Source organism: Rahnella sp. PAMC25559, from assembly GCF_050632365.1.
In the GTDB taxonomy this organism is placed as follows: domain Bacteria; phylum Pseudomonadota; class Gammaproteobacteria; order Enterobacterales; family Enterobacteriaceae; genus Rahnella; species Rahnella rivi.
Genome location: NZ_CP192543.1, coordinates 3,129,098 through 3,154,261, shown reverse-complemented (window position 1 = coordinate 3,154,261; position 25,164 = coordinate 3,129,098). Strand labels below are relative to the sequence as shown.

Annotated in this window: 22 protein-coding genes; 14 read left to right on the top strand and 8 right to left on the bottom strand. The window is 56.0% G+C overall.

Translation table 11 applies throughout. The annotated features are described in order from the left end of the window. Positions 1-8: 8 nt before the first annotated feature. The gene (gene hemA, locus ACQZQY_RS15780; RefSeq protein ID WP_136375965.1) at positions 9-1,271 is read right to left on the bottom strand and encodes a glutamyl-tRNA reductase; all 1,263 of its coding nucleotides are present in this window, start codon (positions 1,269-1,271) and stop codon (positions 9-11) included. A 375-nt stretch (positions 1,272-1,646) separates the two neighbouring features. On the opposite strand from hemA, the gene ACQZQY_RS15775 reads away from it, so the two are divergent. From ACQZQY_RS15775 to prs, 6 genes are all read left to right on the top strand, one after another. After that, the gene (locus ACQZQY_RS15775) at positions 1,647-2,132 is read left to right on the top strand and encodes an Hcp family type VI secretion system effector (RefSeq protein WP_431295971.1); all 486 of its coding nucleotides are present in this window, start codon (positions 1,647-1,649) and stop codon (positions 2,130-2,132) included. Positions 2,133-2,137: 5 nt separating this feature from the next. Next, entirely contained in the window at positions 2,138-2,581 is a 444-nt protein-coding gene (locus ACQZQY_RS15770; protein WP_183847044.1) for an STM2901 family protein, read from the top strand. Continuing rightward, a complete protein-coding gene (locus tag ACQZQY_RS15765; protein WP_414071063.1) occupies positions 2,575-2,907 on the top strand; it encodes a DUF1493 family protein in 333 nt (110 codons plus the stop codon). Before ACQZQY_RS15770 ends, ACQZQY_RS15765 begins: the two co-directional genes overlap by 7 nt. Positions 2,908-3,194: 287 nt before the next feature. Beyond that, positions 3,195-3,818, top strand: coding sequence for a lipoprotein insertase outer membrane protein LolB (gene lolB / locus ACQZQY_RS15760; RefSeq protein WP_056770726.1), 624 nt, complete (start codon positions 3,195-3,197; stop codon positions 3,816-3,818). A gap of 1 nt (position 3,819) precedes the next feature. Beyond that, positions 3,820-4,683: a 4-(cytidine 5'-diphospho)-2-C-methyl-D-erythritol kinase gene (ispE, locus tag ACQZQY_RS15755; protein ID WP_431295970.1), complete on the top strand. Its 864-nt coding sequence runs from the start codon at positions 3,820-3,822 to the stop codon at positions 4,681-4,683. A 162-nt stretch (positions 4,684-4,845) separates the two neighbouring features. Next, a complete protein-coding gene (prs, locus tag ACQZQY_RS15750) occupies positions 4,846-5,793 on the top strand; it encodes a ribose-phosphate diphosphokinase (protein ID WP_104921955.1) in 948 nt (315 codons plus the stop codon). A 127-nt stretch (positions 5,794-5,920) separates the two neighbouring features. On the opposite strand, the gene ychH is transcribed toward prs, so the two are convergent. Then, positions 5,921-6,193, bottom strand: coding sequence for a stress-induced protein YchH (gene ychH, locus ACQZQY_RS15745; RefSeq protein WP_056770734.1), 273 nt, complete (start codon positions 6,191-6,193; stop codon positions 5,921-5,923). A gap of 292 nt (positions 6,194-6,485) precedes the next feature. Here ychH and pth point away from each other — a divergent pair, with 292 nt between their 5' ends. The 7 genes from pth (at position 6,486) to fbpC (ending at position 15,169) form a co-directional block, all read left to right on the top strand. After that, positions 6,486-7,076 (top strand): aminoacyl-tRNA hydrolase, encoded by a 591-nt coding sequence (gene pth, locus ACQZQY_RS15740; RefSeq protein ID WP_037034067.1) that lies wholly within the window; start codon positions 6,486-6,488, stop codon positions 7,074-7,076. A 157-nt stretch (positions 7,077-7,233) separates the two neighbouring features. Further along, a complete protein-coding gene (locus ACQZQY_RS15735; RefSeq protein ID WP_056770737.1) occupies positions 7,234-7,857 on the top strand; it encodes a response regulator transcription factor in 624 nt (207 codons plus the stop codon). Further along, positions 7,857-9,386 (top strand): MASE1 domain-containing sensor histidine kinase, encoded by a 1,530-nt coding sequence (locus ACQZQY_RS15730; RefSeq protein WP_056770739.1) that lies wholly within the window; start codon positions 7,857-7,859, stop codon positions 9,384-9,386. The genes ACQZQY_RS15735 and ACQZQY_RS15730 overlap by 1 nt, the downstream gene beginning before the upstream one ends. 89 nt (positions 9,387-9,475) lie before the next feature. After that, positions 9,476-10,792: an MFS transporter family glucose-6-phosphate receptor UhpC gene (gene uhpC, locus ACQZQY_RS15725; RefSeq protein WP_056770741.1), complete on the top strand. Its 1,317-nt coding sequence runs from the start codon at positions 9,476-9,478 to the stop codon at positions 10,790-10,792. Positions 10,793-10,836: 44 nt separating this feature from the next. Continuing rightward, on the top strand, positions 10,837-11,877 hold the full coding sequence (locus tag ACQZQY_RS15720; RefSeq protein WP_431295969.1) for an ABC transporter substrate-binding protein: 1,041 nt from the start codon (positions 10,837-10,839) through the stop codon (positions 11,875-11,877). 113 nt (positions 11,878-11,990) lie between these two features. Next, positions 11,991-14,069, top strand: a complete 2,079-nt coding sequence (locus ACQZQY_RS15715) for an ABC transporter permease (protein WP_431295968.1) — start codon at positions 11,991-11,993, stop codon at positions 14,067-14,069. 23 nt (positions 14,070-14,092) lie between these two features. Next, the gene (fbpC, locus tag ACQZQY_RS15710; RefSeq protein WP_431297199.1) at positions 14,093-15,169 is read left to right on the top strand and encodes a ferric ABC transporter ATP-binding protein; all 1,077 of its coding nucleotides are present in this window, start codon (positions 14,093-14,095) and stop codon (positions 15,167-15,169) included. Positions 15,170-15,259: 90 nt separating this feature from the next. Here the strand turns inward: fbpC and ACQZQY_RS15705 are convergent, their stop codons facing one another. From ACQZQY_RS15705 to ACQZQY_RS15685, 5 genes are all read right to left on the bottom strand, one after another. Next, complete coding sequence (locus ACQZQY_RS15705) at positions 15,260-17,164, bottom strand: heavy metal translocating P-type ATPase (protein WP_056770749.1); 1,905 nt, start codon at positions 17,162-17,164, stop codon at positions 15,260-15,262. A 12-nt stretch (positions 17,165-17,176) separates the two neighbouring features. Further along, the gene (gene hflK / locus ACQZQY_RS15700; protein WP_136376969.1) at positions 17,177-18,220 is read right to left on the bottom strand and encodes a protease modulator HflK; all 1,044 of its coding nucleotides are present in this window, start codon (positions 18,218-18,220) and stop codon (positions 17,177-17,179) included. Further along, the gene (gene hflC / locus ACQZQY_RS15695; protein ID WP_431295967.1) at positions 18,217-19,248 is read right to left on the bottom strand and encodes a protease modulator HflC; all 1,032 of its coding nucleotides are present in this window, start codon (positions 19,246-19,248) and stop codon (positions 18,217-18,219) included. The genes hflK (ACQZQY_RS15700) and hflC overlap by 4 nt, the downstream gene beginning before the upstream one ends. Beyond that, positions 19,245-21,203, bottom strand: a complete 1,959-nt coding sequence (gene hflK, locus ACQZQY_RS15690; protein ID WP_431295966.1) for a protease modulator HflK — start codon at positions 21,201-21,203, stop codon at positions 19,245-19,247. Before hflK (ACQZQY_RS15690) ends, hflC begins: the two co-directional genes overlap by 4 nt. 212 nt (positions 21,204-21,415) lie before the next feature. Then, a complete protein-coding gene (locus ACQZQY_RS15685) occupies positions 21,416-22,897 on the bottom strand; it encodes a SulP family inorganic anion transporter (RefSeq protein ID WP_122095326.1) in 1,482 nt (493 codons plus the stop codon). A gap of 216 nt (positions 22,898-23,113) precedes the next feature. Between ACQZQY_RS15685 and ychF the strand changes: the two genes are divergently transcribed. After that, positions 23,114-24,205, top strand: coding sequence for a redox-regulated ATPase YchF (gene ychF, locus ACQZQY_RS15680; RefSeq protein WP_056770762.1), 1,092 nt, complete (start codon positions 23,114-23,116; stop codon positions 24,203-24,205). A 249-nt stretch (positions 24,206-24,454) separates the two neighbouring features. Here ychF and ACQZQY_RS15675 read toward each other — a convergent pair whose 3' ends face one another. Further along, positions 24,455-25,153 (bottom strand): HNH endonuclease, encoded by a 699-nt coding sequence (locus ACQZQY_RS15675; RefSeq protein WP_431295965.1) that lies wholly within the window; start codon positions 25,151-25,153, stop codon positions 24,455-24,457. Positions 25,154-25,164 lie beyond the last annotated feature (11 nt).

Sequence of the window (25,164 nt, the reverse complement as noted above, 5' to 3'; positions counted from 1 at the left end):
AGGAGGAACTATTGCTGACCCAGCCCCAGGCTGTCGCGTAAAATTTGCAAACGCTCCACATCACCGTCGCTGGCTGCCTGTTGCAGAGAACGGGTTGGCGCGTGAATAAGGCGGTTTGTCAATTTGTGGGCTAATTCATGGATCACCGCTTCGACGTCAGCGCCCTGCGCAATCGCTGCGATGGCTTTGGCTTCTGCGTCGGCGCGAATAATATCAGCACGCGAGCGATAATCACGAATAATTTCAACGGCTCCCTGCGAACGCAGCCAGGCCATGAAGTTAGAACTCTCCTGCTCAACGATGGTTTCCGCCTGGATGGCAGCCGCTTTGCGTTGGGCAAGATTGTTTTGAATGATGCTGTGCAGATCATCAACGCTGTACAGATAGGCGTTGGCCAGTTTGCCGACTTCCGGTTCGATATCGCGCGGAACGGCAATATCCACCATCAGCATAGGCTGGTTGCGGCGGGCTTTTAACGCGCGCTCCACCATGCCTTTACCGATGATCGGCAGCGGGCTGGCGGTGGAACTGATGATAATGTCGGCTTCGGCCAGGCGGGAGTCGATATCCTGCAGGCTGATGACTTCTGCATTCACTTCTGTCGCCAGCGCCTGCGCCCGTTCACGGGTACGGTTGGCAATCATCATGTGGCGGACGTTATGCTGATGCAGATGACGCGCCACCAGTTCGATGGTTTCACCGGCACCGACCAGCAACACACTGACTTCCGAAAGGGATTCAAAAATCTGACGCGCCAGCGTACAGGCGGCAAACGCCACAGACACCGCGCTGGCGCCGATATCAGTTTCAGTGCGAACACGTTTTGCCACGGAGAAGGATTTCTGGAACAGACGCTCCAGTTCGCCGGAAACGGCCTGACCGTTTTGCGATTCCGCGAAGGCTTTTTTTACCTGCCCGAGGATTTGCGGTTCACCGAGCACCAGAGAATCCAGGCCGCTGGCGACGCGCATCAGGTGGCTGACGGCTTCGTTGCCGTGATGCCAGTACAAGCTTTTACGCACTTCATCTTCACTGAGATGATGATAGTCGCATAACCATTTCACCAGCTGGTCCTGCAAATTTCCCTGCTGTTCAACGCTGAGGTACAACTCAGTCCGGTTACAGGTAGACAACACCACACCGCCCTGCACCAGCGGTTGCTGGAGCAGACTGGAGAGCGCCTGATCAAGTGTCTCGGGTGAAAATGTTACCCGTTCACGCAGAGACACCGGGGCCGTTTTATGGTTGATACCTAATGCAAGCAGGGTCATATGGGAGGCGGTTATCGGCTTATACTTTATATTAGTATGGGTTTACGTCTGCTGCGCATTCTACAAGATGCGCGAGATCAATAAAAGGCATACAGCACCATCGGTTAAATATGATGTAGGTTTATTTCTGAGTCTGCGGAAAAACCGCACAGGATGCGGGTTGGAGCCCGATCTGATAGATCCTTACCACCTCCCTATTTTCCAGTAATTCATCTGTTTTCAGCTTCGTATTGCCCCAAAAATGCCCCCGACGAATTCTTATAGCCCACCGTTATTACTAAACCTCTGAAAATTATTACCTTCCACTTTTCGTCATTGTCTCCTGAACTCAGTGGGAATAAGGTAATTCCTTACATTTATAAAGGAATTATGAATATGGCAATCCCTGCTTACTTATGGCTCAAGGATGATGGCGGCGCGTTGATCAAAGGTTCAGTCGATGTCAAAGACCGCGAGCACTCCATTGAAATCACCAGCTTCAGTCATAACCTCTACATCCCCACGGAGGGTAATGCCGGTAAGCTGACCGGTACACGTGTCCACGGTGCACTTATTTTCGAGAAGGAATTTGATAGCTCTTCACCGTATCTGTTCAAAGCTGTTGCTACCGGTCAGAGTCTGAAGTCAGCAGAATTTAAGTGGTATCGAATCAATGACGCGGGTCAGGAGGTCGAGTATTACAACATGCTGCTTGAGAACGTTAAAATCGTCTCAGTAACACCGATGATGCATGACACGAAAACCGTTATTAATGTTGGTCATTTGGAGCAGGTGCAGGTCAGGTATGACAAAATCACGTGGCATTACCTTGATGGAAATATTAAATACAGCGACGCATGGAATGAACGCATAACAGGGTAAAAAGTATGGATACGGTTGAAGAGCTTAACGGCACGTATTTCTATCGGGGATTCTCTAATCTTTCATCAGGAGAATTGCTGTTCTGGATTTTCCTGGACACTACAGCTGAACACTTTGATGTTGATGACTACCTGACAATTGGTTTGATTCTATTAGGCCAGCCAACGATAGACACGCGCACTAAGCCAGGAACTGCAACGAAAGGGACTTCACCACTTAGTTCACAGTTGCGCCATTTACTGAATGTTAAGACCATGCGTTTACCCACCCTGACGTCAGGAAGTATTAAGCGCCTTAAGTTCAGCTATGTGACAAATCTGGGTGCTTTCGTTGGTCGGTGGATTCCGATTCTGGGCATTATTATCATTGCTTCTGATGTCTCTACGATAGCGTACAAAGCCACGAATAAGTACAACACCCTGGCGCGGGGTAATGACAAACTATGGTAAGCAACGAAGACGTCATAGAGTGGTACAGCAAGCGGTTCAACAAGCCTGTACTGTTCTCAAAAAAACAGATTCCGGTCACGATTGAGACGAGCCTTTCAACTGGTCGCTATGTGTGGGCGAGTGAAACGGGTGCTGAAATCATGGAGGAATATTTTGAGAAGTTCGGGGTAGATCCGGCAGGATTCGATTTCTATAAATACTGGCCTGCAGAGACCTTTATCTTATTTGCACTGTGTACGTCAGGTGCTGATGACGATGAGCCTCAACCGCTCACGCTAAGAATGCTCGCTGAGTCTGCGCGTGCAGGTAAATGGCTCTATGACTGACTCAATCTGATACAGATCGTAGGATATTAATCTTAACCCAGCTAAAAACCGGGCTTTTTAGATGCACGGAATATCGTCAAATTCATCAGTCGTCGCATCATTGATGTTAGACAGATAGGTAATCATCGGTTAAATCCAATTACAAATCAGCATTGTCCCAAAACGGATTGATCGCCGATCATCTGCGCAGGGTTGAGATCACCCGCCTCGCTGGCTGTGCTAAACTGACGCACGCCATTATTGCCCTGGCACCTCATTCAGCCATCGCACAAAGGATTTAATCTGTTATGCCAATGCGTAAAGCCCATTTTGTTCGCCTTCTTCCTCTCGCAAGTTTAGTCCTTGCGGCGTGTTCTTTTAATACGCCGAAAGGCCCGGCGACCAGCCCGACGTCCCCGCAATGGCGTGAACACGAAGCGCAGGTCAAGCAACTGGACCACTATCAGACCCGCGGGTCTTTTGCCTATCTTTCCGATAAACAGAAAGTGTACGCCCGCTTCTTCTGGCAACAATATTCCCGTGACAGCTACCGTTTACTGCTGACCAATCCGCTGGGCAGCACCGAAATGGAGCTGAAAGTGCAAAGCGGTATCGCACAGCTGACCAATAATGAAGGCAAGCATTACACCAGCGACAATCCTGATGACATGATCCAAAAACTGACCGGTATGTCGATCCCGCTGGATAATCTGCGTTTATGGATGCTCGGCCTGCCGGGTGACGGCACCGATTTCACCCTCGACAGCCAGTACCGTCTTTCTCAGGTGAAATTCACTCAGGACGGCAAACCGGGCACCGTGGTCTATCAGAGTTATGACGACGACGCGAAACCGTCCCTGCCGCAGCGTCTGGAAATGACCCAGGGCGAGCAACGCATCAAACTGAAAATGGATAACTGGACGCTGAACTGAGATGACGCAGCAATGGTGGCCGTCTCCGGCTAAACTCAATTTGTTCCTTTACATCACCGGACAGCGTCCGAATGGCTATCACGACCTGCAGACGCTGTTTCAGTTTGTCGATTATGGTGACAGCCTGAGTTTTAACGTACGCGACGACAGCGCCATCGTGCTGACCACGCCAACGGACGGCGTCGCCGATGAAGATAATCTGGTGGTGCGCGCCGCCCGTTTGCTGCAAGCCCATGCAGGTGTTTCGCAGGGCGCGGAGATATCGCTGCAAAAACGTATCCCGATGGGTGGCGGTCTGGGTGGCGGTTCATCAAACGCGGCGACCGTCCTTATCGCCCTCAATGCGTTATGGCAGTGCGGCCTTTGCGATACCGAACTGGCACAACTGGGCGTGACGCTGGGTGCCGATGTGCCGGTCTTTGTCATGGGGCATGCCGCGTTTGCAGAAGGCATCGGCGAGATTTTGCAACCGGTTGAACCGGAAGAAAAATGGTATCTGATTGCCCATCCCGGCGTGACCATTCCGACACCGCTGATTTTCGGCGATCCTGAACTGACCAGAAATACACCAAAACGTACTGTTAATGTGCTGTTGGACACGCCTTACGCAAATGATTGCGAACCGATTGCGAGAAAACGTTTTTACGAGGTTGAACAGCTACTTTCTTGGCTGTTAGAATACGCGCCGTCGCGACTGACCGGGACAGGTGCTTGTGTGTTTGCTGAATTCGACACCGAGTCTGCTGCCCGTCAGGTTTTAGACAAAATGCCAACATGGAGTCGGGGTTTTGTCGCGCAAGGTGTTAATATCTCGCCGTTGCATCTTTTTCGCGAAGTCTGGTTGAGAACTGCGGGCAAAGCGTAGAGCGTCACAGTGGTTTTGTGTCTGTTCTTTGCCAGCCAATTATTCAACAGATTTAAGTAGTAAGATTTAGAAGTATCGTGAGCATAATGCTTTGGTACCGCTCACCGCCCGGTGGTACCAAAAGCCAATGTCTTCCCTGGACGCAAGCCTGAGGTTCTTCTCGTGCCTGATATGAAGCTTTTTGCTGGTAACGCCACCCCGGAACTAGCACAACGTATTGCCAACCGTTTATACACCAGCCTTGGTGACGCCGCCGTCAGTCGTTTCAGCGACGGTGAAGTAAGTGTGCAAATCAACGAAAATGTACGTGGCGGAGATATTTTCATTATCCAGTCCACCTGCGCGCCTACTAACGATAACCTGATGGAACTGGTCGTAATGGTTGATGCCTTACGCCGCGCCTCGGCCGGTCGTATCACAGCCGTTATTCCTTACTTCGGTTACGCACGTCAGGATCGCCGGGTTCGTTCAGCCCGTGTCCCTATCACCGCGAAAGTGGTGGCTGATTTCCTCTCCAGCGTTGGCGTTGACCGCGTTCTTACCGTGGATCTGCACGCAGAACAAATTCAGGGCTTCTTCGATGTGCCTGTAGACAACGTATTCGGCAGCCCTATCCTGCTCGAAGACATGCTGCAACAGAACCTGGAAAACCCAATCGTGGTTTCTCCGGACATCGGTGGTGTCGTTCGCGCCCGTGCCGTTGCCAAACTGCTCAACGATACCGACATGGCTATCATCGATAAACGTCGCCCGCGCGCGAACGTTTCTCAGGTGATGCACATTATCGGTGACGTCGCTGGCCGTGACTGTGTTCTGGTTGATGACATGATCGATACCGGTGGCACGCTGTGCAAAGCGGCTGAAGCACTGAAAGAACGCGGTGCTAAGCGCGTATTTGCTTACGCTACCCACCCGATTTTCTCCGGCAATGCAGTAGAGAACATCAGAAACTCCGTCATCGACGAAGTGATTGTGTGTGACACTATTCCGCTGTCCGCTGAAATTCGTGCGTTGAAGAAAGTGCGTACCCTGACCCTGTCAGGCATGCTGGCTGAGGCTATCCGCCGCATCAGCAATGAAGAATCCATTTCTGCGATGTTCGAGCATTAATCATTACGCCCCTGTTTACAGGGGCGTTTTGTTTTCGCCCGGCAGATGTTTTAGCTTGTGCAGAAATGAAAAAAAACCGTTGTGGCGTGAGCGACAACGGTTTTTTTATGCCTGCCATCCGGATAAATCAGGAATGGCGATGGGACTTATTGCAGCGTGAATCATAATGACGTACCCACCAGTAGCGGTCGGCAACGCGTTCGCGTCCGCCTACTCTCGCACCGGTCAGCCATAAGATGGCACCGATGAAGATACTGCCGATTGCGCCGTGGGCCAGAAATTGTGGCAGGCCCAGTTCTGGCAGCTGATTTAAAATTGAATAACCAACGCCACCGACCATTGTGAGCAAACCGAGTCCCATCAGGGCATTGCCCAATACTGTTGCGGTTTTACGTTTCATTTGTCACCTCCAGTCGTCGATAGTCTTAGCATCATTGCTGTCTTGTCTTTTTCTGCCTTAACTATAGACGTCCCATCTGGTTCACTTTGAGGCAACGATCACAGACAGAGAACATTGGATGACAAATCTTTACGTTTTCCAGTCAGATACATTCGAAGGGTGAATAGTTATCCGACTGCATTATTCATTTACAACGGTATCTATGGTTTTTCCCCTGCCCTTTATTTGGCATGGCACTGACAGGCAGGTAAACTGTGCGCCTAAACCTCACCCGATAAAGAAGCGAAAAACCGTGAGCAGCATTAAATTAATTGTCGGCCTGGCCAATCCTGGTGCCGAATATGCCCAGACCCGCCACAATGCCGGTGCCTGGTACGTGGATCTCCTCGCCCGCCAGCACAACCAGCAACTGAAAGAAGAAAGTAAGTTTTTTGGTTATACCGCCCGTCTGTCACTGGCCGGTCAGGACGTTCGTCTGCTGGTGCCGACCACGTTTATGAACCTGAGCGGCAAAGCGGTGCTGGCGATGGCGCAGTTCTACCGCATCGAGCCGGATGAAATTCTGGTCGCGCACGACGAGCTGGATATCCCGCCGGGCATGGCGAAAATCAAACTGGGCGGCGGTAACGGCGGCCATAACGGTCTGAAAGACATTCAGAGCAAATTCGGCAATAACCCGAACTTCTACCGTCTGCGCATTGGTATCGGCCATCCGGGCGATAAAAGCAAAGTGGTCGGGTTCGTGCTCGGCAAGCCGCCTGCCAGCGAACAAAAGCTGATCGACGATGCGATTGATGAATCCCTGCGCTGTACTGAACTGCTGATGAAGGAAGGCCTGGAAAAAACCATGCGCCGCCTGCATACCTTCAAAGCTGAGCTGTAAATAAGAGTGACGTGGCGCGGAAAACCGCGCCCTTTTCTTTCTTCCCTTCTGACTAACTCAAATTCCGTTACCTGCCCTGCAATTCCTCCGTTCCCTGTTGCCAACTGCAACTATTCATGAGCATTATGCGAATCTCATTTACATTCAGTTACGCCTAATGATTAACGTTGCTTTGATTGACGACCACGTGGTGGTGCGTTCCGGTTTTGCCCAGTTGCTCGGCCTTGAGCCGGATATCCAGATTGTCGGCCAGTATGCGTCGGCGGCGAATGCGTGGTCGTCGCTGCTGAAAATGAATATTGACGTCGCGGTGATGGATATCGCCATGCCCGATGAAAGCGGATTAAGTTTGCTGTCGCGTTTACGGCAGCAGCGCCCCGATTTCCGCGCCATCATTCTGAGCATTTACGACACCACTGCGTTTGTACAAAGTGCGCTGGATGCCGGTGCGGGCGGCTATCTCACCAAACGCTGCGGCCCTGAAGAGCTGGTGCAGGCGGTCCGCACCGTGCACGCCGGTGGCCGCTATCTCTGTTCCGATGCCCTGCTGGCGCTGCGTCAGAGTCAGCAAACGCCGAAAGCCTTGCAGGCGCTGACACCGCGTGAACGCGAGATTTTCGATCTGCTGGTCAACGGGCTGAGCGTGAAAGCGATTGCCGAACAGCTCGAACTCAGCCACAAAACCGTGCACGTTCACCGCGCCAATATCCTTGGCAAACTCCAGTGCGATACCACCATCGAGCTGGTCCATTTCGCCATACAGCATCACCTTCTCGCCTGATGCGCCGGGCTGGTCTGACGCTGTTTCTCGCCATTTTCTACAGCCTGTGCTGGCTGGCGTTGTGGTCGATCAGTTTTTATCTCACGCAAAATGGTCAGCAGGCGATGCTGCTCCTGCCGCAGGGTCTGCGCCTTGCGCTGATGACGCTGCTTTCGCGGCGTTACTGGCCGGTGATGCTGGCGTCAGAATTAGGCATTGCCGTCTGGCTGCACAGCGAACAGTTGCAGACGCACTGGATCATCCTGCTTTCGCCCCTGCTCAGCCTGATCCCCGCCGCACTCGTGCAGCATTTCTGGCGACGGTTTACCCTTTACTGGCAACGGCTTTTGCTGTTGCTTGGCGCGGTGGCCGGTAACAGCCTGTTGCAGATGGCGGTACCCGGCCTGTGGCTGAATTCACCGCTGAGCCAGACGCTGCTGGCCTCCTTCACCGGCGGCATTCTGCTGACGCCGTTTATCTATCTGATTTATGAATATCTTAAACAGCAGCATCTGCAAAACCTGCTGGCGCAGGAAATCCCCGATCCGCCGCTGCGCACGTCGCTCCTGATCTGGTGTTCGCTGTTCTTCGCCCTCGCCGTTTGTCTGCAAATGACGCTGGCGCCGGAAGTGGAACGGCTGCTGATCATTCTGGTTTTTCTGCCCAACGTGGTGATGGCTTACGCCTTCGGCTGGCAGGGTGGCGTGCTGGCGGCGGTGCTGGGCAGCCTGATGATCACAGTCACGCGGCAGATGAGCGGCGCGTTTCACGATTTGCTCGAGCTGGAACTGTTTCTCTCCACACAGGCTCTGCTCGGCATCGGGCTGGGAATTGCCATCAGCCGTCAGCAGCAGCTGGCGTCGCATCTCAACCGTTACCGTTTGCAGCTTGAGCAGGAGTTGCACACCCGTCGCCAGCTGACGGAGCGGCTGGTGCATACCGAAGAAGCGGTGCGCAAGGAAATCGCCCGCGAGTTGCACGATGAAATCGGGCAGAACATTACCGCCATTCAGATCCAGGCGATGCTGGTCGATCGCAGCCCGCCCGGTGCGGCCACCCACGCCGCCGCCAGACAAATTGGCGAACTGTCGCAGCGCATTCACCACACCACCCGCCAGTTATTGCGCCAGCTGCGACCGCCGGTGCTGGATGAAATGTCGCTCGACGTGGCCCTGCACCATCTGGCGGATGAATTTGCCTTCGCGCAACAGGGCGTTGATTTTCAGCTCGATTACCGCCTGACCGACGCGCCCTCCGATGACACCCTGATTTTCACGCTGTACCGGCTGGTGCAGGAACTGCTCAATAACATCAATAAACATGCCGGTGCGACGCAGGTGCGCGTCAGCCTGACCGTGCAACACAACATGCTGGTGCTGACGGTCAGTGACAACGGCGTCGGCTTTGCCCTGCCGGTGAAAGAAGGCTTCGGGCTGCGCGGCATCGAGGAACGCGTGCGCGCACTGGGCGGCGAATGGCTGGTTCATCAGCAGGATGGCACCCGCATAATTGTTAAGTTGCCCACAGATTTGCAAAGAACATCGCCCTGACTAGGACTAATTCCTAGTCATCTAAAACCTAGTCTCATCCGCCCGACAAAACACCCGCCTACACTCGCCTCATCAAGTTGGAGAACACCATGACAGCAACGCCGTTATCCGCCACTGACGTGGATAAAAATTACCGTTACTGGCGCGTGCATTTATTGCTGTCGATGGTCATTGGCTACGCCGCGTTCTATCTCACCCGCCGCAGCGTGAATTTCGCGATGCCGGTGATGCAGCTGGAACTGGGGCTGACCAAAGGCGATATCGGCCTGCTCGGCACGCTGTTTTATCTGGCCTACGGCGGCTCGAAATTTATCTCGGGTATTTACAGCGACCGCACCGGTGCCCGCTGGTTTATGGGCGTCGGATTACTGATGACCGGCGTGCTGAATATTCTGTTCGCCTTCTGCCATTCGCTGACCGCGTTGCTGATTGTCTGGACGCTGAACGGATTCTTTCAGGGCTGGGGATGGCCGCCGTGCGCCAGATTGCTGACCCACTGGTATTCGCGCAACGAACGCGGTTTCTGGTGGGGCTGCTGGAACACGTCGATCAACATCGGTGGAGCGGCGGTTCCGCTGCTCTCGGGTTTACTGGCCGCCACCTGGGGCTGGCAGGCGGCGCTGCTGGTGCCGGGCGCGGTCGGGATCGTTCTCGGGTTATGGCTTTGCCGCCAGCTGTGCGGCACACCGCAGCAGGAAGGATTGCCCACGGTGGGCGTCTGGCGGCGTGACCCGCTGGAACTGCGGCAGGAGCAGCAAAGCCCGCCGATGAGTATGACGCAGATCCTGCGCCAGACGATTTTGCAAAACCGGACAATCTGGCTCCTGGGCGTCTCGTATGTGCTGGTGTACCTCATCCGCATTGCGCTCAACGACTGGGGGAATATCTGGCTGGCGGAGAATCACGGGGTCAATTTACTGAGCGCAAACGCGACACTGTCACTTTTCGAGCTCGGCGGCCTGCTCGGCGCGTTGTTTGCCGGATGGGGGTCTGACCTGCTGTTTCGCGGGCAGCGCGCCCCGATGATTTTACTGTTTTCACTGGGGCTGTTTCTGACCGTCACCGCCCTGTGGCTGGCACCGGTGCATCATTTCGGGTTGCTGGCGCTGAGTTTCTTCAGCATCGGATTTTTTGTGTTCGGGCCGCAAATGCTGATTGGTCTGGCGGCTACCGAATACTCACACAAAGACGCGGCGGGCACGGTGACCGGATTTCTCGGGCTGTTTGCCTACCTCGGCGCGGCGCTGGCGGGATGGCCGCTGGCGGTGGTGATGCAACACTACGGCTGGTCCGGATTTTTTGCCGTGCTGACGATGGCTTCGGCGTTCGTCGGGCTGCTGCTGATGCCCATGATGATGGCCGGGATCAGCAAACGCGAATTACAGTCCGCTCCGCCGGACAACTGACAAGGTTCTCTGTCCTGCAACATAACTAAAAAAAGGTAAACACCATGAAAACGACTCTGACTTACTCTCTTCTCGCCGCGGCGGTCGCCATGACGGCGTTCACCGGTGCCGCTCAGGCTAAAGGCCGTCTGGTGGTGTATTGCAGCGCCACCAACGCCATGTGTGAAGAAGAAACCAAAGCCTTCGGGGAAAAGTACGACGTCAAAACCTCCTTCATCCGCAACGGTTCCGGCAGCACGCTGGCGAAAGTGGAAGCCGAGAAAAAGAACCCGCAGGCTGACGTCTGGTACGGCGGCACCTTAGATCCGCAGTCACAGGCCGGTGAAATGGATCTGTTGCAGGCGTATAAATCCTCTAACCTCGCGCAAATCATGCCTGCCTTCCAGGACCCGGCAAAACGTAAAGGTAACTACTCTTCCGCCGTGTACATCGGCATTCTGGGCGTCGGCGTGAATACCAACCGCCTGAAAGAGAAAAATCTGCCAGAACCTAAATGCTGGAAAGACCTGACCAACCCGATTTATAAAGGCGAAATCCAGATTGCCGATCCACAAAGTTCCGGCACCGCCTACACCGCGCTGGCGACCTTCGCGCAGCTGTGGGGCGAAGATCAGGCGTTCGATTACCTGAAAAAACTTAACAGCAATATTTCCCAGTACACCAAATCCGGTATCGCCCCGGCGCGTAACGCCGCACGCGGTGAAACCGCCATCGGCATCGGCTTCCTGCACGATTACGCTCAGGAAAAAGAGAGCGGCGCACCGCTGAAACTGATTTCCCCGTGCGAAGGTTCCGGCTATGAAATCGGCGGCGTCAGCATCCTGAAAGGCGCACGTAACCTGGATAACGCCAAACTGTTCGTTGACTGGGCATTGTCCAAAGAAGCGCAGGAACTGGCATGGAAAAAAGGCCAGTCTTATCAAATCCTGACCAACACCACCGCAGAAACCTCCCCGAACTCGCTGAAAATGAGCGACCTGAAGCTCATCAATTACGACATGGACAAGTACGGCGCATCCGATATGCGTAAAGAGCTCATCACCAAGTGGGTCAACGAAGTGAAGATGGGCAAAGAGTCTCAATAAAAGCCCGCGTACTTATTGAGTGAACGCGCTTTGCGCCTCCCCCTGCAAAGGGGGAGTTAACGCACTCAGCATTATTTTCGCCAACACCTTTTTTCTCTTAATAAGGAGACGCTATGTCTCATTCATTAACCCTGCCTGACACCCGACGCCGTGACCCGGTTTTCGGCTGGCTGGGGCTTATTCTGCTCGCTTTTGTGCTGCTGCCGTCCTGGAGTCTGGACTACGGTCTGCTGGAATCCACGCAGGATGAAATTCTCGCGGCGTACGGCTGGTCGGGGCTGAATCTCAGCCTGCTGTGGCTGATCCTGCCGATGGCATTACTGTTCCGTCCGCGCCATGCACAACGGCTGGAAGCCCGCCGCCGTCATCAGTTTGATGCCGCCTGGTCGGTGTTTTGTGCACTGTTTATGATCGTCAGTGCCACGCTTATCGGACGCGGGCTGGGCTACGGCAGCATAGTGATGTTTATTGCCCTCGGCGCAATTTGCTCGCTGGCACTGTCACGCCTTGAGTGGCTGGGCGGCGACCGCTTCGTCCTCGGCTCGCTGATTTGCATCATCGCGCTGATCGGCGTGTTTATCATTTATCCGAGCATTGCGATTTTCATCCCGATGTTCACCAACGACGCCGGAGATTTCGCGCCGCTGGCCTTTATGGCGGTACTCGGTCAGTCGCATATTTTGCAGGTGATCTTGAACTCATTCCTGCTCTCTGTGGCCGTCGGGATCGGTTGTACCTTCTTCGGGCTGGTGCTGGCGATTTACACCACGCGCATCGCCAAACGCTCGGCGATTATCGGGCGTATTTTCTCGATTTTGCCGATTGTCACCCCGCCGTTTATCGTCGGGCTGGGCGTCACCCTGATGATGGGCCGCTCAGGCTATGTCACCGAACTGATGGTCGACGGGTTCGGGCTGACTAACACCAACTGGCTTTACGGTTTCACCGGCATCTGGCTGGCACAGGTGCTGGCGTTCACGCCGATGGCGTTTATGATCCTCGACGGGGCCATCAAAACCATTCATCCGTCGCTCGAAGAAGCGTCGTATACGCTGCGTGCCAGCCGCTGGCAGACCTTTCACCGCGTGTTTCTGCCGCTGCTGAAACCCGCGCTGGCGAACGCCTTTCTGATTGTCATCGTCCAGTCGCTGGCGGACTTCAGTAACCCGCTGGTGCTCGGCGGCAATTTCGACGTGCTCGCCACGCAAATCTACTTCTACATCACCGGCGCACAGCTGGATTATCAGGCCGCCAGTACGCTCGGCGTGATCTTACTGGTGTTCTCGCTGCTGGTGTTCTGCGTGCAATACATGTGGATCGGCAAACGCTCGTACGTCACCATTTCCGGCAAAACCTCACGCGGCGACGTTCAGCCGCTGCCGGTCACATTGGTCTGGGGCGTGACCGCGCTGCTGGCGGTGTGGATAGCCTTCAACGCCCTGCTTTACGGCAGCATTTTCTACGGCAGTTTTACCGTCAACTGGGGCGTGGATTACACCCTGACCTTCGACAACTTCACCAAACTGTTCGGACAGGGCTTCTCCGACGGCGCATGGCCTTCGCTGCTCGACACCCTGCTCTACGCCGGAATTGCCGCGCCGATCACCGCGCTGTTTGGTTTGCTCATCGCCTACATCGTGGTACGCCAGCAGTTCCGTGGCAAAAAAACCATCGAGTTCAGCACCATGCTGTGCTTTGCGGTGCCAGGCACGGTCGCGGGGATCTCCTACATTCTGGCGTTTAACAGCGCGCCGGTGTATCTGACCGGTACGGCGGCCATCGTGATCATTTCCATGGTGATGCGTAACGTGCCGGTGGGTATCCGCGCCGGGATCGCCGGGCTGGGTCAGCTGGATAAATCGCTGGATGAAGCCTCGCTCAGCCTGCGCGCCGGATCGATGCGTACGGTGATGTACATCCTCCTGCCGTTATTGCGCCCAGCCATTTTGTCGGCGCTGATTTACAGCTTCGTGCGCGCCATCACTACCGTCAGCGCCATTGTTTTCCTGGTCACGCCGGACACCCGCGTCGCCACCGCCTACATCCTCAACCGGGTGGAAGACGGCGAATACGGCGTGGCAATTGCCTACGGCTCAATCCTTATCGTCGTGATGCTGGCGATCATTTTCATCTTTGACTATCTGGTTGGCGAAGCGCGAATTTCCCGCTCAAAAGCCAAAACCGGCCAATAATTCTGGAGCGCTTTGACATGACAATGACCACTGAATACCCGGTTAACACCGCACCGGCAGAAACCACCAAAAGCTTTGTTGAGCTGAAAAACGTCGCCAAACGGTTTGGCAGCAATACGGTGCTGGAAGGCCTGAACCTGGCGATCCCGAAAGGAAAAATGGTCACCCTGCTCGGCCCGTCCGGCTGCGGTAAAACCACGGTGCTGCGCATGGTCGCCGGGCTGGAAAAACCCTCTGAAGGCCGCATTTTTATCGACGGCGAAGACGTCACCGACCGTTCCATTCAGCAGCGTGACATCTGCATGGTGTTTCAGTCTTACGCCCTGTTTCCGCACATGTCGCTGGGGGAAAACATCGGTTACGGGCTGAAAATGCTTGGCCGCCCGAAAGCTGAAATCCGCGACCGGGTGCGCGAGGCGCTGTCGCTGGTTGATCTCGAGGGCTTTGAAGATCGCTACGTCGATCAGATTTCCGGCGGTCAGCAGCAGCGCGTGGCGCTGGCCCGTGCGCTGATCCTCAAACCGAAAGTGCTGCTGTTCGATGAACCGCTGAGTAACCTCGACGCCAACCTGCGCCGCAGCATGCGCGAGAAAATCCGCGAGCTGCAACAGCAGTTCAACATTACCTCGCTGTACGTGACGCACGATCAGAGCGAAGCCTTTGCGGTTTCCGACACCGTGCTGGTGATGAACAAAGGCAAAATCATGCAGATTGGCGCGCCGCAGGAACTTTACCGCCAGCCCGCGTCACGCTTTATGGCCAGTTTTATGGGCGACGCCAACGTCTTCCCGGCGGATTTGCACCGCAATACCGTGGAGATTTTCGGCTATCACATCCCGAAACCCGCCGCGTTCGCACCGGGCATGCAGCAATGTACAGTGGGCGTCCGCCCTGAGGCGATCACCTTGGGTTTGCAGGGCGATGACAGCCAGCGCTGCGTGATCACCCACGTGGCCTATATGGGGCCGCAGTATGAAGTGACGGTGGAATGGCACGGCCAGTCGTTGCTGTTGCAGGTCAACGCTACACAACTGCAACCGACCGCGGGTGACAATTTCTTCCTGCAAATTCATCCTTACGGCATGTTTGTGCTGGTGTGATAAATCCAAAAAAGTCAGAAGAAAGGTGCCGTTTTCAGCGGCACCTTTCTTTATTCAGCGGCAATTTTCTTTATTCTGACGCAATAATGTTCAGAGCGGCTCGTCGAAACGCAGTAACCGCCCGGCGTTGCCCAGTACCAGCAAGGTACTGAGATTGTGCAGCAGTGCGGCGATCAACACGCCCGCCACGCCGAGCAACCCCATCGCAGCCGCCGCCATCACCACCAGCGTCCAACCCAGCCCGATGAACACATTGATTTTCAGCGTTCTGCGGCACGCCCGGCTCAGCCGCACACAGGTGCCGAGACGGCGCAAATCGCTGCCGATCAGTACCACATCGGCGGAAGCCAGCGCGATATCACTGCCGCCCGCGCCCATTGCAATCCCCACCACACCCGCCTTCAGCGCCAGCGAATCGTTAATGCCGTCACCGACCACCATCGGGCGATAGCCCTGCGCAATTTCAGCAGACACCTGATGCAGTTTATCTTCCGGTAAAGCCTGAGCGACAACGTCGCTGATGCCCAGTTCACCGGCAATACGATGCGCCACGCTGGCGCGGTCGCCGGTCAGTAAAAGCTGGCGTTGCAGCCCGAGCTGACGCAGTTCAGCCAGCGCGGTCTGCGCTTCTGGGCGTAATGAATCCGCCAGCAACAGCCAGCCGAGAAAATGCCCGTTCAGCGAAAGCCCGACCAGCGGCCCGTCATGTTCAGGCACATCACTCACCGCGATAGTGTTCTGGCTGAAAAATGCCGGACGTCCCAGCAAAGCCTCGCCCTGTGCGGTGTGCGCCCGCACGCCCATGCCCTGTTGTTCTGACACCTCTTCCAGCGGCAAATATTGCTCACGCGGCAGTAACTTCGCCAGCGCGCGGCTGACAGGATGGCTGCTCGCCGCGCCGAGACTGGCCGCCAAAACAAGCACCGCTGCCGGGGATTCGTTTTCCTCCAGTACCGTGCGTTGCAGATGCAGTTCACCGTGGGTCAGCGTGCCGGTTTTATCGACCACAATGGCGTTGAGATCGGCCAGCTCTTCAAGGAATGCAGAGCTTCGGATCAAAATCCCGTGGCGCGCGGCGACAGCAATACCCGCGATGGCCGTCGCGGGCGCGGAAAGCACCAGCGCACACGGACAGGCCGCCACCAGCACAGCCAGCATGGCGTGGGCATCACGTGTAATAAACCAGGTCGCCGCCGCGATCAGCAAAATCAGCACCAGATATTGCCCGGCATAACGTTCGAGCAGACGGGTGATCGGCGGTTTGGCATGTTCGGCTTTTTGCATCAGCGCAATCACTTTACCCAGCGTGGCATCCGCGCCGGTTCGCGTGACTTCGACAGACAACAATCCGTCCAGATTAATGGCACCGCCAAACACGTCGTCCCCTGCGCGGGCTTCCTGCGGCACGGATTCACCGGTGATTGGCGCGGTATCCAGACTGGCGCTGCCGGACAACACGCGGCCATCAGCGGGCAAACGGTCGCCTGCGCGCACTTCCACGCAATCGCCGGTTTGCAGCTGATGATTATCGATTTCTTCAATTCCGCCATCCGGCAGAATGCGTCGCGCACGGCTGCGGGTCAGACGGCTCAGTGCATCAATGGCTTCCTGCGAACCGATCACACTGCGCTCTTCCAGAATATGACCAAAAATCATGATGCCCGGCAGCAAGGCGGCGGTCATCAGGTCACCGGTCGCCCAGGCACCCAGCATCGCCAGCGCGATCAGCTGATCGGTCACGCCATGCAAACTCGGGCTGCGCAGACTGTACATTGCCGAGCGCAATACCGGCACCGCCACCAGCAGGGACGCCACGCCAAACAGAATCTGCCCGACGTCGCGCTGTTGCGGAAACACCCACTGCCAGATCCAGCCGCACAGCAACAGGCCGAATGCGGTCATCGCCAGAAGCAGCTGCACCGCCATGTTTCGCTGCTCATGGCGCGTGAGCAGCACGCTTTTCGCTGACGGTTCTTCAGAAGACATCGAAGTCACAGGGTAAATACCTCAGGGTTGAGAGGATGGACGGTCTGGCCCCGGCAGGATCAGATGCGCGTCGTCGTGAGGATTAACGGCAGTCACGCTGCCAGCCTGCGCGAGGATCGGCGGCATCCGTTCACGCCATAAACGCCACAGCAGTTCGGGCGAATGATCGTTCGCCAGCTGCACAATGGTCGCGGTATCGGTGGAAGCCCGGGCAATCTGTTCGCTGGCTCTGGCATGGGAAACCTGTAAGGCACGGTCCGCAGACTGCACGGCGTCCTGATGCACGCGGGCAGCCTCATTGCTGGCGCTGGCGATGTTCTGTTCCGCCTGCTGGCTGGCCGTCAGCACTGCGTTAAACGCATCCACCGCTGAAGGGGGCAGCGATGACTGCACGTCAACGCGGCGAACTTCGATACCCGGATCGCTGCCTGCCGCTCTCAGGGCGGCGAGCTGCTGATTGATCCCCTGACGTAAATCCCCGCGCAACCGCTCACGGCTTTGCGCAATCTGGCTGCCGTTTCCGGCCATTTCCGGCCTGGCGACCAGAATGGTATCCAGATCCCGTGAGGCGCAAATCGCCACCGCCGCGTGCTCGGTTAACCTGTCCAGCGCAGGCAGCACGTGCGCGCCCTGCAACACATACGCCACCGGATCGGTGATGACGTAATACACCTGCACATCCAGCTGAACCACACCGGCATCGCCGGTCAGTAAATACCCCGCACCGGCGACGGCGTCACTTTTCTCGCTGCCGGTATTGTTCCAGGCGGGGATAATGTCTGAGCGCAGCAAGGCGGTGACGTGATGTTCAATCACCCGGTCAGCGGCGGGCAGGATGTCCACCTGCTCCAGCGGCTCCGGCCACGCCAGTAAAAGCCCGGCGCCCGCCGTGCGCGAAACCGCTCCAAAACGCATCACCACCGCGCGTTTATCCGGCTCAATCTGCCGGACATTGGAGAACAGCCAGTCAGCGGCAGCAATCAGGGTCATGGCAAACAGCGCCAGATACGCCAAGCGCCCCGCCTGAAACCAGGCATTCCCCTGAAAACGGGCTAACGGATTCATGGCTGCGGCCCGTGAGTGGCGGCGGGTAAAACCGGCGGACCTTCCACCAGCTGTTTGAACGGCGCGGCATCGGTGCGCAGCACCATCTGGGTGCCCGGCGTGATCACGCTGCTGAGCGTGTCGAGCGAGCGCAGCAGATCGTACAGTTCGGGGTTACCGGCACGGGCGCTGGCGTAGATCGCTGCACTTTGCACCTGCGCCTGCGCGTCGATATTGGCGGCTTTCACGGATGCATCGGCCTTCATCACGCGGGCTTCGCGCTCGGCGGAAGAACGAATTTCTGCCGCCTGACGTTTACCTTCGGCTGAACGTTCGGTGGCGATGGTTTCACGCTCTGCCCGCATGCGATCCACGGTGGCATCTAACGTCACCGACGGCAGCGTCAGGCGTTCAACGCCCACCTGCACCAGTTCGATGCCGTAGCTGTCGAGCAACTGGCGGGCAATCTGGTCATGCAGATGCTGTTCAAAACCGGAGAGACGGATTTTGCTGGCGTCAGTGTTCACCAGATCGGCCAGCGCAAACCCGCTGGTGGTGGTTTCCAGCGCCGACCCGATGAAGGTTCGTATTTGCGCAGCCGCCATATCCGGCTGATTTTGTACCGCACGGATAAACCGCTGCACATGCTGAGGATCGTTTTTCACCTGCCAGACGGTATACGCCTGCACGATAATCCGCAGGCCGTCGCGCGTGCCGACATCCTGTAAACCGCTCGACGTGGTGCGGATCCGTAAATCCACCGGGATCGCGGTTTCCAGCGGCACCGGAAGATGCCACGCCAGCCCCGGCTGCAACAGCACACGCACCGGGTCACCAAAGCGGGTGATCACCATCGCTTCACCGGAACGCACCTGCACCAGACAGGCCGTGGCGACAATCAGCGCCACCAGCACGACGGCCACCGCCGCCCGCCGCCAGAGTTTGGGCGCGGCCGGGCCGCCATGATGATGATGATGATGTCCGGCAGCGTGGTGATGCCCGCCATGTGCGTCGTGATCGTGGCCGTCAGGGTGTTGGGAATCACTCACCGGGTAGTCTCCGCTTTAACAGGATGTGCCGCTTTATCCGCTCCGGGCGTAAATGGCAGGGTAAAATTTCTCAGATCCAGCACCGGCGGCGTCCCGTCACCGATACGGTGATCGATAATCAACACCTTCGGATGTGGCTTCATCGCCAGCGTCAGCTGGCTGAAATAACGCTCGGTGAGGAAGGATTGCCCGCCCGCCTGATACGCCTGATTATCGGCGTTCGTGCGCAGCGCCATCACCTGCGCCCGGACAATATTTTCGTGGCTTTGTGCGCTGGCGGCATCGAGCGCCAGACGGGCAAATTGCTGCGCGGCATTGAGCTGCTGCGCGGCCTGTCCTTTCTCACCGGCAATCGCGCTTTGCGCCAGAATTTGCGCTGCCTGCACGCTGTGATACGCGTCCGCCGCGCCCGCAGGCGGATGGATCGATTCAATCACCGTCGCCAGCAGTTCCACGCCGCTGTGAAGCTGATCCAGCTGGCGTTGCACTTTCTGGCCGATGTCAGCGGCAAGTCGGGTCTGCTCGCTGCCCAGCAAACTGTCGAGGGTGCGCGAGGAGAAATCATGCACCAGCACCTGATTAGCGATACTGCGGATCAGCACCGGCATATTTTCGGTGTGATACAGGTTCGCCATGGCCGCGTCGTCGTTCATCGCCACGCGGTAAACGAAGCGGACATCCATATCCATGATTTGAAAACTTTGCCGGTCGCTGGCGGCGCTGGCGATGATTTGCGATTTGTCGCTGCTGTGGCCGGAATCCCATAACCGGTTGGCGCTTTCCGGCGCCGGGCCTTCGGCGGTGTCAGCCACTTGCGCAGGCACCGCGGTTAACGGCTCTTCAGAACCGGTGGTCAGTTCATGTACTTCGCCGTTATCGACAAACTGCGTGCGGCCAAACGGCCACGGCAGCCCGAGGTGTAAACCGGGTTGTCTGACCGCCACCGGTTTACCGAAGGATTCATAAATGCCGCGCTGGGTCAGCGGCACTTCGCTGATGCCGGTCAGCAGCCAGCCGGTCAGCATCAGGAACGCGGCCAGCGGCAACAGCGCGCGGCGGATAAAATGGAATGCCCAGATCTGGCGCAAATCGATACCGAAATGCTGATGCAGTTCGTTTTGCACAAACTGTAACGGACGCGGTGGCCAGCAAATTTGCGCGGCCAGCAGGCTGCCCGCAATAAACTCCGGTTCTTTGTCCTCACGCGGCGGCGAAAACATCGCCATCAGCGCACGCAGCAAAAGCTCGAGCGCCACCAGCGCCGGTAACAGCCCGGTAAGCCGCAGCAGCTGTGCCGGCCATACCGACGGGCCACGGGCGAACATCAGGGCCAGCGCACTCAGTAAAAAGACGGCAATCATCATGCGCATCATCAGCGCCAGTTTTGCCGCCTCCGGCCATTCCAGCGGATTTTTTAACGTCCAGTGGCGTTCCAGCACCAGCACTGCAAAAGCGCAGAGTAGCAACACCGAACCGGCGAAATAGCCCGCGTCACCGGTGTCACTGATCGGCAGCGGCAGTTGCCATAACAGCGCGATAAGCAGCAAGGCGGCTGCCGCGGGGAATGCCTGAAAGAAGACGTGCGCGTCGATATAACGCAAAACCGGGCGCATCCACGGGCGGGAAATCAGACGTTGAGAAAATCCGGCGGGCGTTGGCGGCGTGACATCTTCCACCCCCGGCGCAAACTGTTGCGCACGCCAGCGGGAGATACGCCGCGCGCATTGCAGGGAGGCGGCGCATACCCACATCGCCGCCATCATATTGCCGGTCACCCACGGCCACACCGACGCCGGCGCAACCATATACAGCATCAGCAATATCAGGTACATCACGCTGCTGATCACCATCACGCCGGTGATCAACCCGTTCAGCCAGCGCGTATGGGAGGCGGCGGCCTGAAAGCGCAGCGGTTTGCTGGCATCATCAGCAGGAGATGTTGTGTTTATGCTCATGTCCGCTCCGGCAGAGGAAATAATCAACCGCAGCGCGGGCGGTGAGCCCTGTGTGCGGAATGAACCGGGCGTAACGGTATAACATTACAGAATTTTCAGCGATATGAATTTGGTGGCTTTTTTGGCACGAATTGTAAGCGTTTATCTTAAAGGCGCAGCGACGGGACGCATGATGAAAAAAGGTGCCGTGATTAAGCGGCACCTTCGGGATTTCAGAGACTGTCTTCTGCGACGTAATACTGCGGATCGTCGAGTTCATGAGAACAGAACGGCCCCGCTTTCTTCAGCAGACTGACGCAGTCATTGCTCAGATGGCGCAGACGAATGGTTTTACCGGCGTCGAGATAACGCGCGGTCAGCTTATCGATCGCCTCCACGCCGCTCGAATCCATCACCCGCGTACCGGCAAAATCCAGCACCACGTTTTGCGGATCATTTTCAGGGTTGAACAGTTCGGCAAAGGTCGCGGCAGAGCCAAAGAACAGCGGCCCGTCCAGCTTATACACCGCCAGATCGCCTTTGGTTTTGTGCTCACGGATACGGATACGCGCCTGTTGCCAGGCAAAGACCAGCGCCGAAATAATCACTCCGCTGATCACCGCCACGGCCAGATCGGTAAAGATGGTGATGACGGTAACAATCAGCATCACCAATACATCGGCTTTTGGCATACGGCGCAGACGACGCAGCGAACTCCACTCAAAGGTGTTGTAGCAGACCACCAGCATAATGCCCGCCAGCGCCGCCACCGGCAGCAGGCCGATGTAACCGGAAAGGCTGACCACGAACAGGATCAGCAAAATCGCGCCGACCGTACCGGAAATCCGCCCGCGACCGCCGGAGGTGAAATTGATGATCGATTGCCCGATCATCGCGCAACCGGCGAAACAACCGAACAGCCCGCAAATCGTATTGCCCGCGCCCTGCGCGATACTTTCGCGGTTGCCGTTGCCTTTCTGATTGCCCATTTCATCGAGCACCGTCATGGTCAGCAGCGATTCAATCAGCCCGACCAGGGCGATAACCACGGCGTAAGGCAGAACCACTTTCAGCATCTCCACGCTGAACGGCACCACCGGCAGGCTGAAGTGCGGCAAGGCACCGGAGATATCCGCCAGATCCCCGACGCGCAGCGTATGCAGGTTAAAACCAATCGCCACGGCGGAGACAACAATCAGCGCCGCCAGCGAAGACGGGATAATTTTGGTCAGTTTCGGGAACAGCACGACGACGGCAATCGCCAGCAGCACCAGCCCGTACATCAGCGGCCCCTGCCCGGCAATCATGTGCAACTGCGCCAGCATAATGACAATCGCCAGACCGTTCACAAAGCCGTGTACCGCAGGCAGCGGCACCAGGCGGATAAACTTCCCGAGGCGAAACACACCAATCAGAATTTGGATCACACCGGCAAAAATCGTCGCCCACAGCACATATCCCATGCCGTGCTGCGCCGCCAGACTCATCAGCACAACCACGATGGAACCCGCCGCGCCCGACACCATGCCCGGCTTGCCGCCGAACAGCGCAGTCACCAGCCCGATAATAAACGCCGTGTGCAAACCGACAATGGGAGACAATCCGGCCACCAGCGAAAAACCCACCGCTTCCGGGATCATCGACACGGCCACCACAAATCCGGCCAGCGTTTCATTCTTCACTTGCGATAACTTCAGACCACGCGGGCTAAACATAAAACATCCGGTACATTTCCAGTTCAGTTAAAAAATTGTGACAAGTATCTAAAAATGACGGAACCGAGGCAAGGTTTAATCCGCTCACCGCGGCGGGCCGGTCACAAGCGGATCGAGATAAATGTGGTTCTCGTGTATAATGCGGGGAATTGTGGTCATTACATCGTGCGGTTATACTTAATCGTTTGATTATTAAGATATTAAGGTGATAAAAACATGGGATTCAAATGCGGTATCGTCGGCCTGCCGAACGTCGGTAAATCAACTCTGTTCAATGCGCTGACCAAAGCGGGTATCGAAGCAGCAAACTTCCCGTTCTGCACCATCGAACCGAATACCGGTGTGGTACCAATGCCCGATCCGCGTCTCGACCAGCTGGCCGAGATTGTAAAACCGCAGCGCATCCTGCCAACGACCATGGAATTCGTGGACATCGCGGGCCTGGTGAAAGGCGCGTCTAAAGGTGAAGGCCTGGGCAACCAGTTCCTGACTAACATCCGCGAAACCGAAGCTATCGGCCACGTGGTACGTTGCTTTGAAAACGACAACATCATTCACGTTAACAACAAAGTGGATCCGGCTGATGACATCGACGTCATCAACACAGAACTGGCGTTGTCTGACCTCGATACCTGCGAACGTGCGATTCACCGTGTGCAGAAACGCGCCAAAGGCGGCGACAAAGATGCGAAAGCAGAACTGGCCGCACTGGAAAAATGTCTGCCACAGCTGGAAAACGCGGGCATGCTGCGTGCGCTGGATCTGTCCGAAGAAGACAAAGCGGCCATCCGCTACCTGAGCTTCCTGACGCTGAAACCTACCATGTATATCGCGAACGTCAACGAAGACGGTTTCGAGAACAACCCTTACCTCGACATCGTGCGCAAAATCGCAGACGCCGAAGGTTCAGTGGTGGTAGCAGTGTGTGCCGCTGTGGAGTCTGACATTGCAGAACTCGACGACGCTGACCGTGAAGAATTCATGGCAGAACTGGGCATCGAAGAGCCGGGTCTGAACCGCGTGATCCGCGCCGGTTACGAACTGCTGAACCTGCAAACTTACTTCACCGCTGGCGTAAAAGAAGTTCGCGCATGGACCATCCCTGTCGGCGCAACCGCCCCGCAAGCCGCAGGTAAAATCCACACCGACTTCGAGAAAGGCTTCATCCGCGCACAAACCATCGCGTTCGAAGACTTCATCACCTACAAAGGTGAACAAGGCGCGAAAGAAGCCGGCAAAATGCGTTCAGAAGGCAAAGACTACATCGTCAAAGATGGCGACGTAATGAACTTCCTGTTCAACGTCTAACCTCTGCTTCAGGGCAACATAGCTCTGATGCTCCGACAAAAATCCACGCAATTGCGTGGATTTTTTATTTCATAGAGTCTCAACTCATCTCGTATTGAAGTTGGATATCCGAAAGTGATTTCGGATGGCACTTTTTACATAATATTCGGCAGTCCAAAAATCATGGGAAAGAACAAATGCTGAAAGTGGCTACGCTTACTGTTTAATGCAACTTCTGACAGGGCAAGAAAGACGGATTAGACCCAGCCATTAAAACGTAACGTTAATAAGTGGCTTACGAAGCGGCTTACCTTCGAGATCTGCATAGCGGGGATCGGCTTTTGCCTCATCGGAGAATCTGACGCAGCCCGTCTCAATTTGCATATGGCCTTTATCAAGAAGCTTGTGCAAATCGGCCGCAAGGCAGACGCCGTTTTCTACACTTGAAGACCCTCCACTCGCGTAGCTGATAATATGTGCCGCTTCAAGCGCGAGTCGTGTACCTGAAATTGCGCATTGATTTTCCCAGTTGGTCAGGACTGCGCACCTGAATCGTCCCTGAACTTGCCTGACTTCAGCCCGGGTATATTTTTTTTGACCGGAATAATGAGGTACGTCGAGCTTTTCCCGCTCAAGTTCACTCTTGTACTCAAGCCAAATCTCACCATCATCCATTTCATCAAGTTCATCGTCCGGCCAGCCAGCGCTTTGAAGTTTCTTCCGTGCAGCTGCGTAATCACGCACGGATTTATCAGAGAGATCCTTACGTCGCTCAAGCACGACGGTATATTTTCCTCTCTGGACGGGCGGAGTCCGATCGCCAATTTGCATTGACTCACCGCCTGAACTTGCAATTAAGTTCGCTCTCCAGGCAGCATGAAAGATGCGTTCACCTACGTGTTTATTCGCTGCACCTGCACTGCTGAATCGCTCACCATCAATGTAAAACCAGTATCGTCTTTTACGCATCCTGTCAGCTT

Bases quoted from the DNA above. Each gene is read 5' to 3' on its own strand.
- hemA (WP_136375965.1), bottom strand. From the start codon at position 1,271: ATGACCCTGCTTGCATTAGGTATCAACCATAAAACGGCCCCGGTGTCT.
- ACQZQY_RS15775 (WP_431295971.1), top strand. From the start codon at position 1,647: ATGGCAATCCCTGCTTACTTATGGCTCAAGGATGATGGCGGCGCGTTG.
- ACQZQY_RS15770 (WP_183847044.1), top strand. From the start codon at position 2,138: ATGGATACGGTTGAAGAGCTTAACGGCACGTATTTCTATCGGGGATTC.
- ACQZQY_RS15765 (WP_414071063.1), top strand. From the start codon at position 2,575: ATGGTAAGCAACGAAGACGTCATAGAGTGGTACAGCAAGCGGTTCAAC.
- lolB (WP_056770726.1), top strand. From the start codon at position 3,195: ATGCCAATGCGTAAAGCCCATTTTGTTCGCCTTCTTCCTCTCGCAAGT.
- ispE (WP_431295970.1), top strand. From the start codon at position 3,820: ATGACGCAGCAATGGTGGCCGTCTCCGGCTAAACTCAATTTGTTCCTT.
- ychH (WP_056770734.1), bottom strand. From the start codon at position 6,193: ATGAAACGTAAAACCGCAACAGTATTGGGCAATGCCCTGATGGGACTC.
- ACQZQY_RS15735 (WP_056770737.1), top strand. From the start codon at position 7,234: ATGATTAACGTTGCTTTGATTGACGACCACGTGGTGGTGCGTTCCGGT.
- ACQZQY_RS15730 (WP_056770739.1), top strand. From the start codon at position 7,857: ATGCGCCGGGCTGGTCTGACGCTGTTTCTCGCCATTTTCTACAGCCTG.
- uhpC (WP_056770741.1), top strand. From the start codon at position 9,476: ATGACAGCAACGCCGTTATCCGCCACTGACGTGGATAAAAATTACCGT.
- ACQZQY_RS15720 (WP_431295969.1), top strand. From the start codon at position 10,837: ATGAAAACGACTCTGACTTACTCTCTTCTCGCCGCGGCGGTCGCCATG.
- ACQZQY_RS15715 (WP_431295968.1), top strand. From the start codon at position 11,991: ATGTCTCATTCATTAACCCTGCCTGACACCCGACGCCGTGACCCGGTT.
- fbpC (WP_431297199.1), top strand. From the start codon at position 14,093: ATGACCACTGAATACCCGGTTAACACCGCACCGGCAGAAACCACCAAA.
- hflK (WP_136376969.1), bottom strand. From the start codon at position 18,220: ATGAATCCGTTAGCCCGTTTTCAGGGGAATGCCTGGTTTCAGGCGGGG.
- hflK (WP_431295966.1), bottom strand. From the start codon at position 21,203: ATGAGCATAAACACAACATCTCCTGCTGATGATGCCAGCAAACCGCTG.
- ACQZQY_RS15685 (WP_122095326.1), bottom strand. From the start codon at position 22,897: ATGTTTAGCCCGCGTGGTCTGAAGTTATCGCAAGTGAAGAATGAAACG.
- ychF (WP_056770762.1), top strand. From the start codon at position 23,114: ATGGGATTCAAATGCGGTATCGTCGGCCTGCCGAACGTCGGTAAATCA.
- ACQZQY_RS15675 (WP_431295965.1), bottom strand. From the start codon at position 25,153: ATGCGTAAAAGACGATACTGGTTTTACATTGATGGTGAGCGATTCAGC.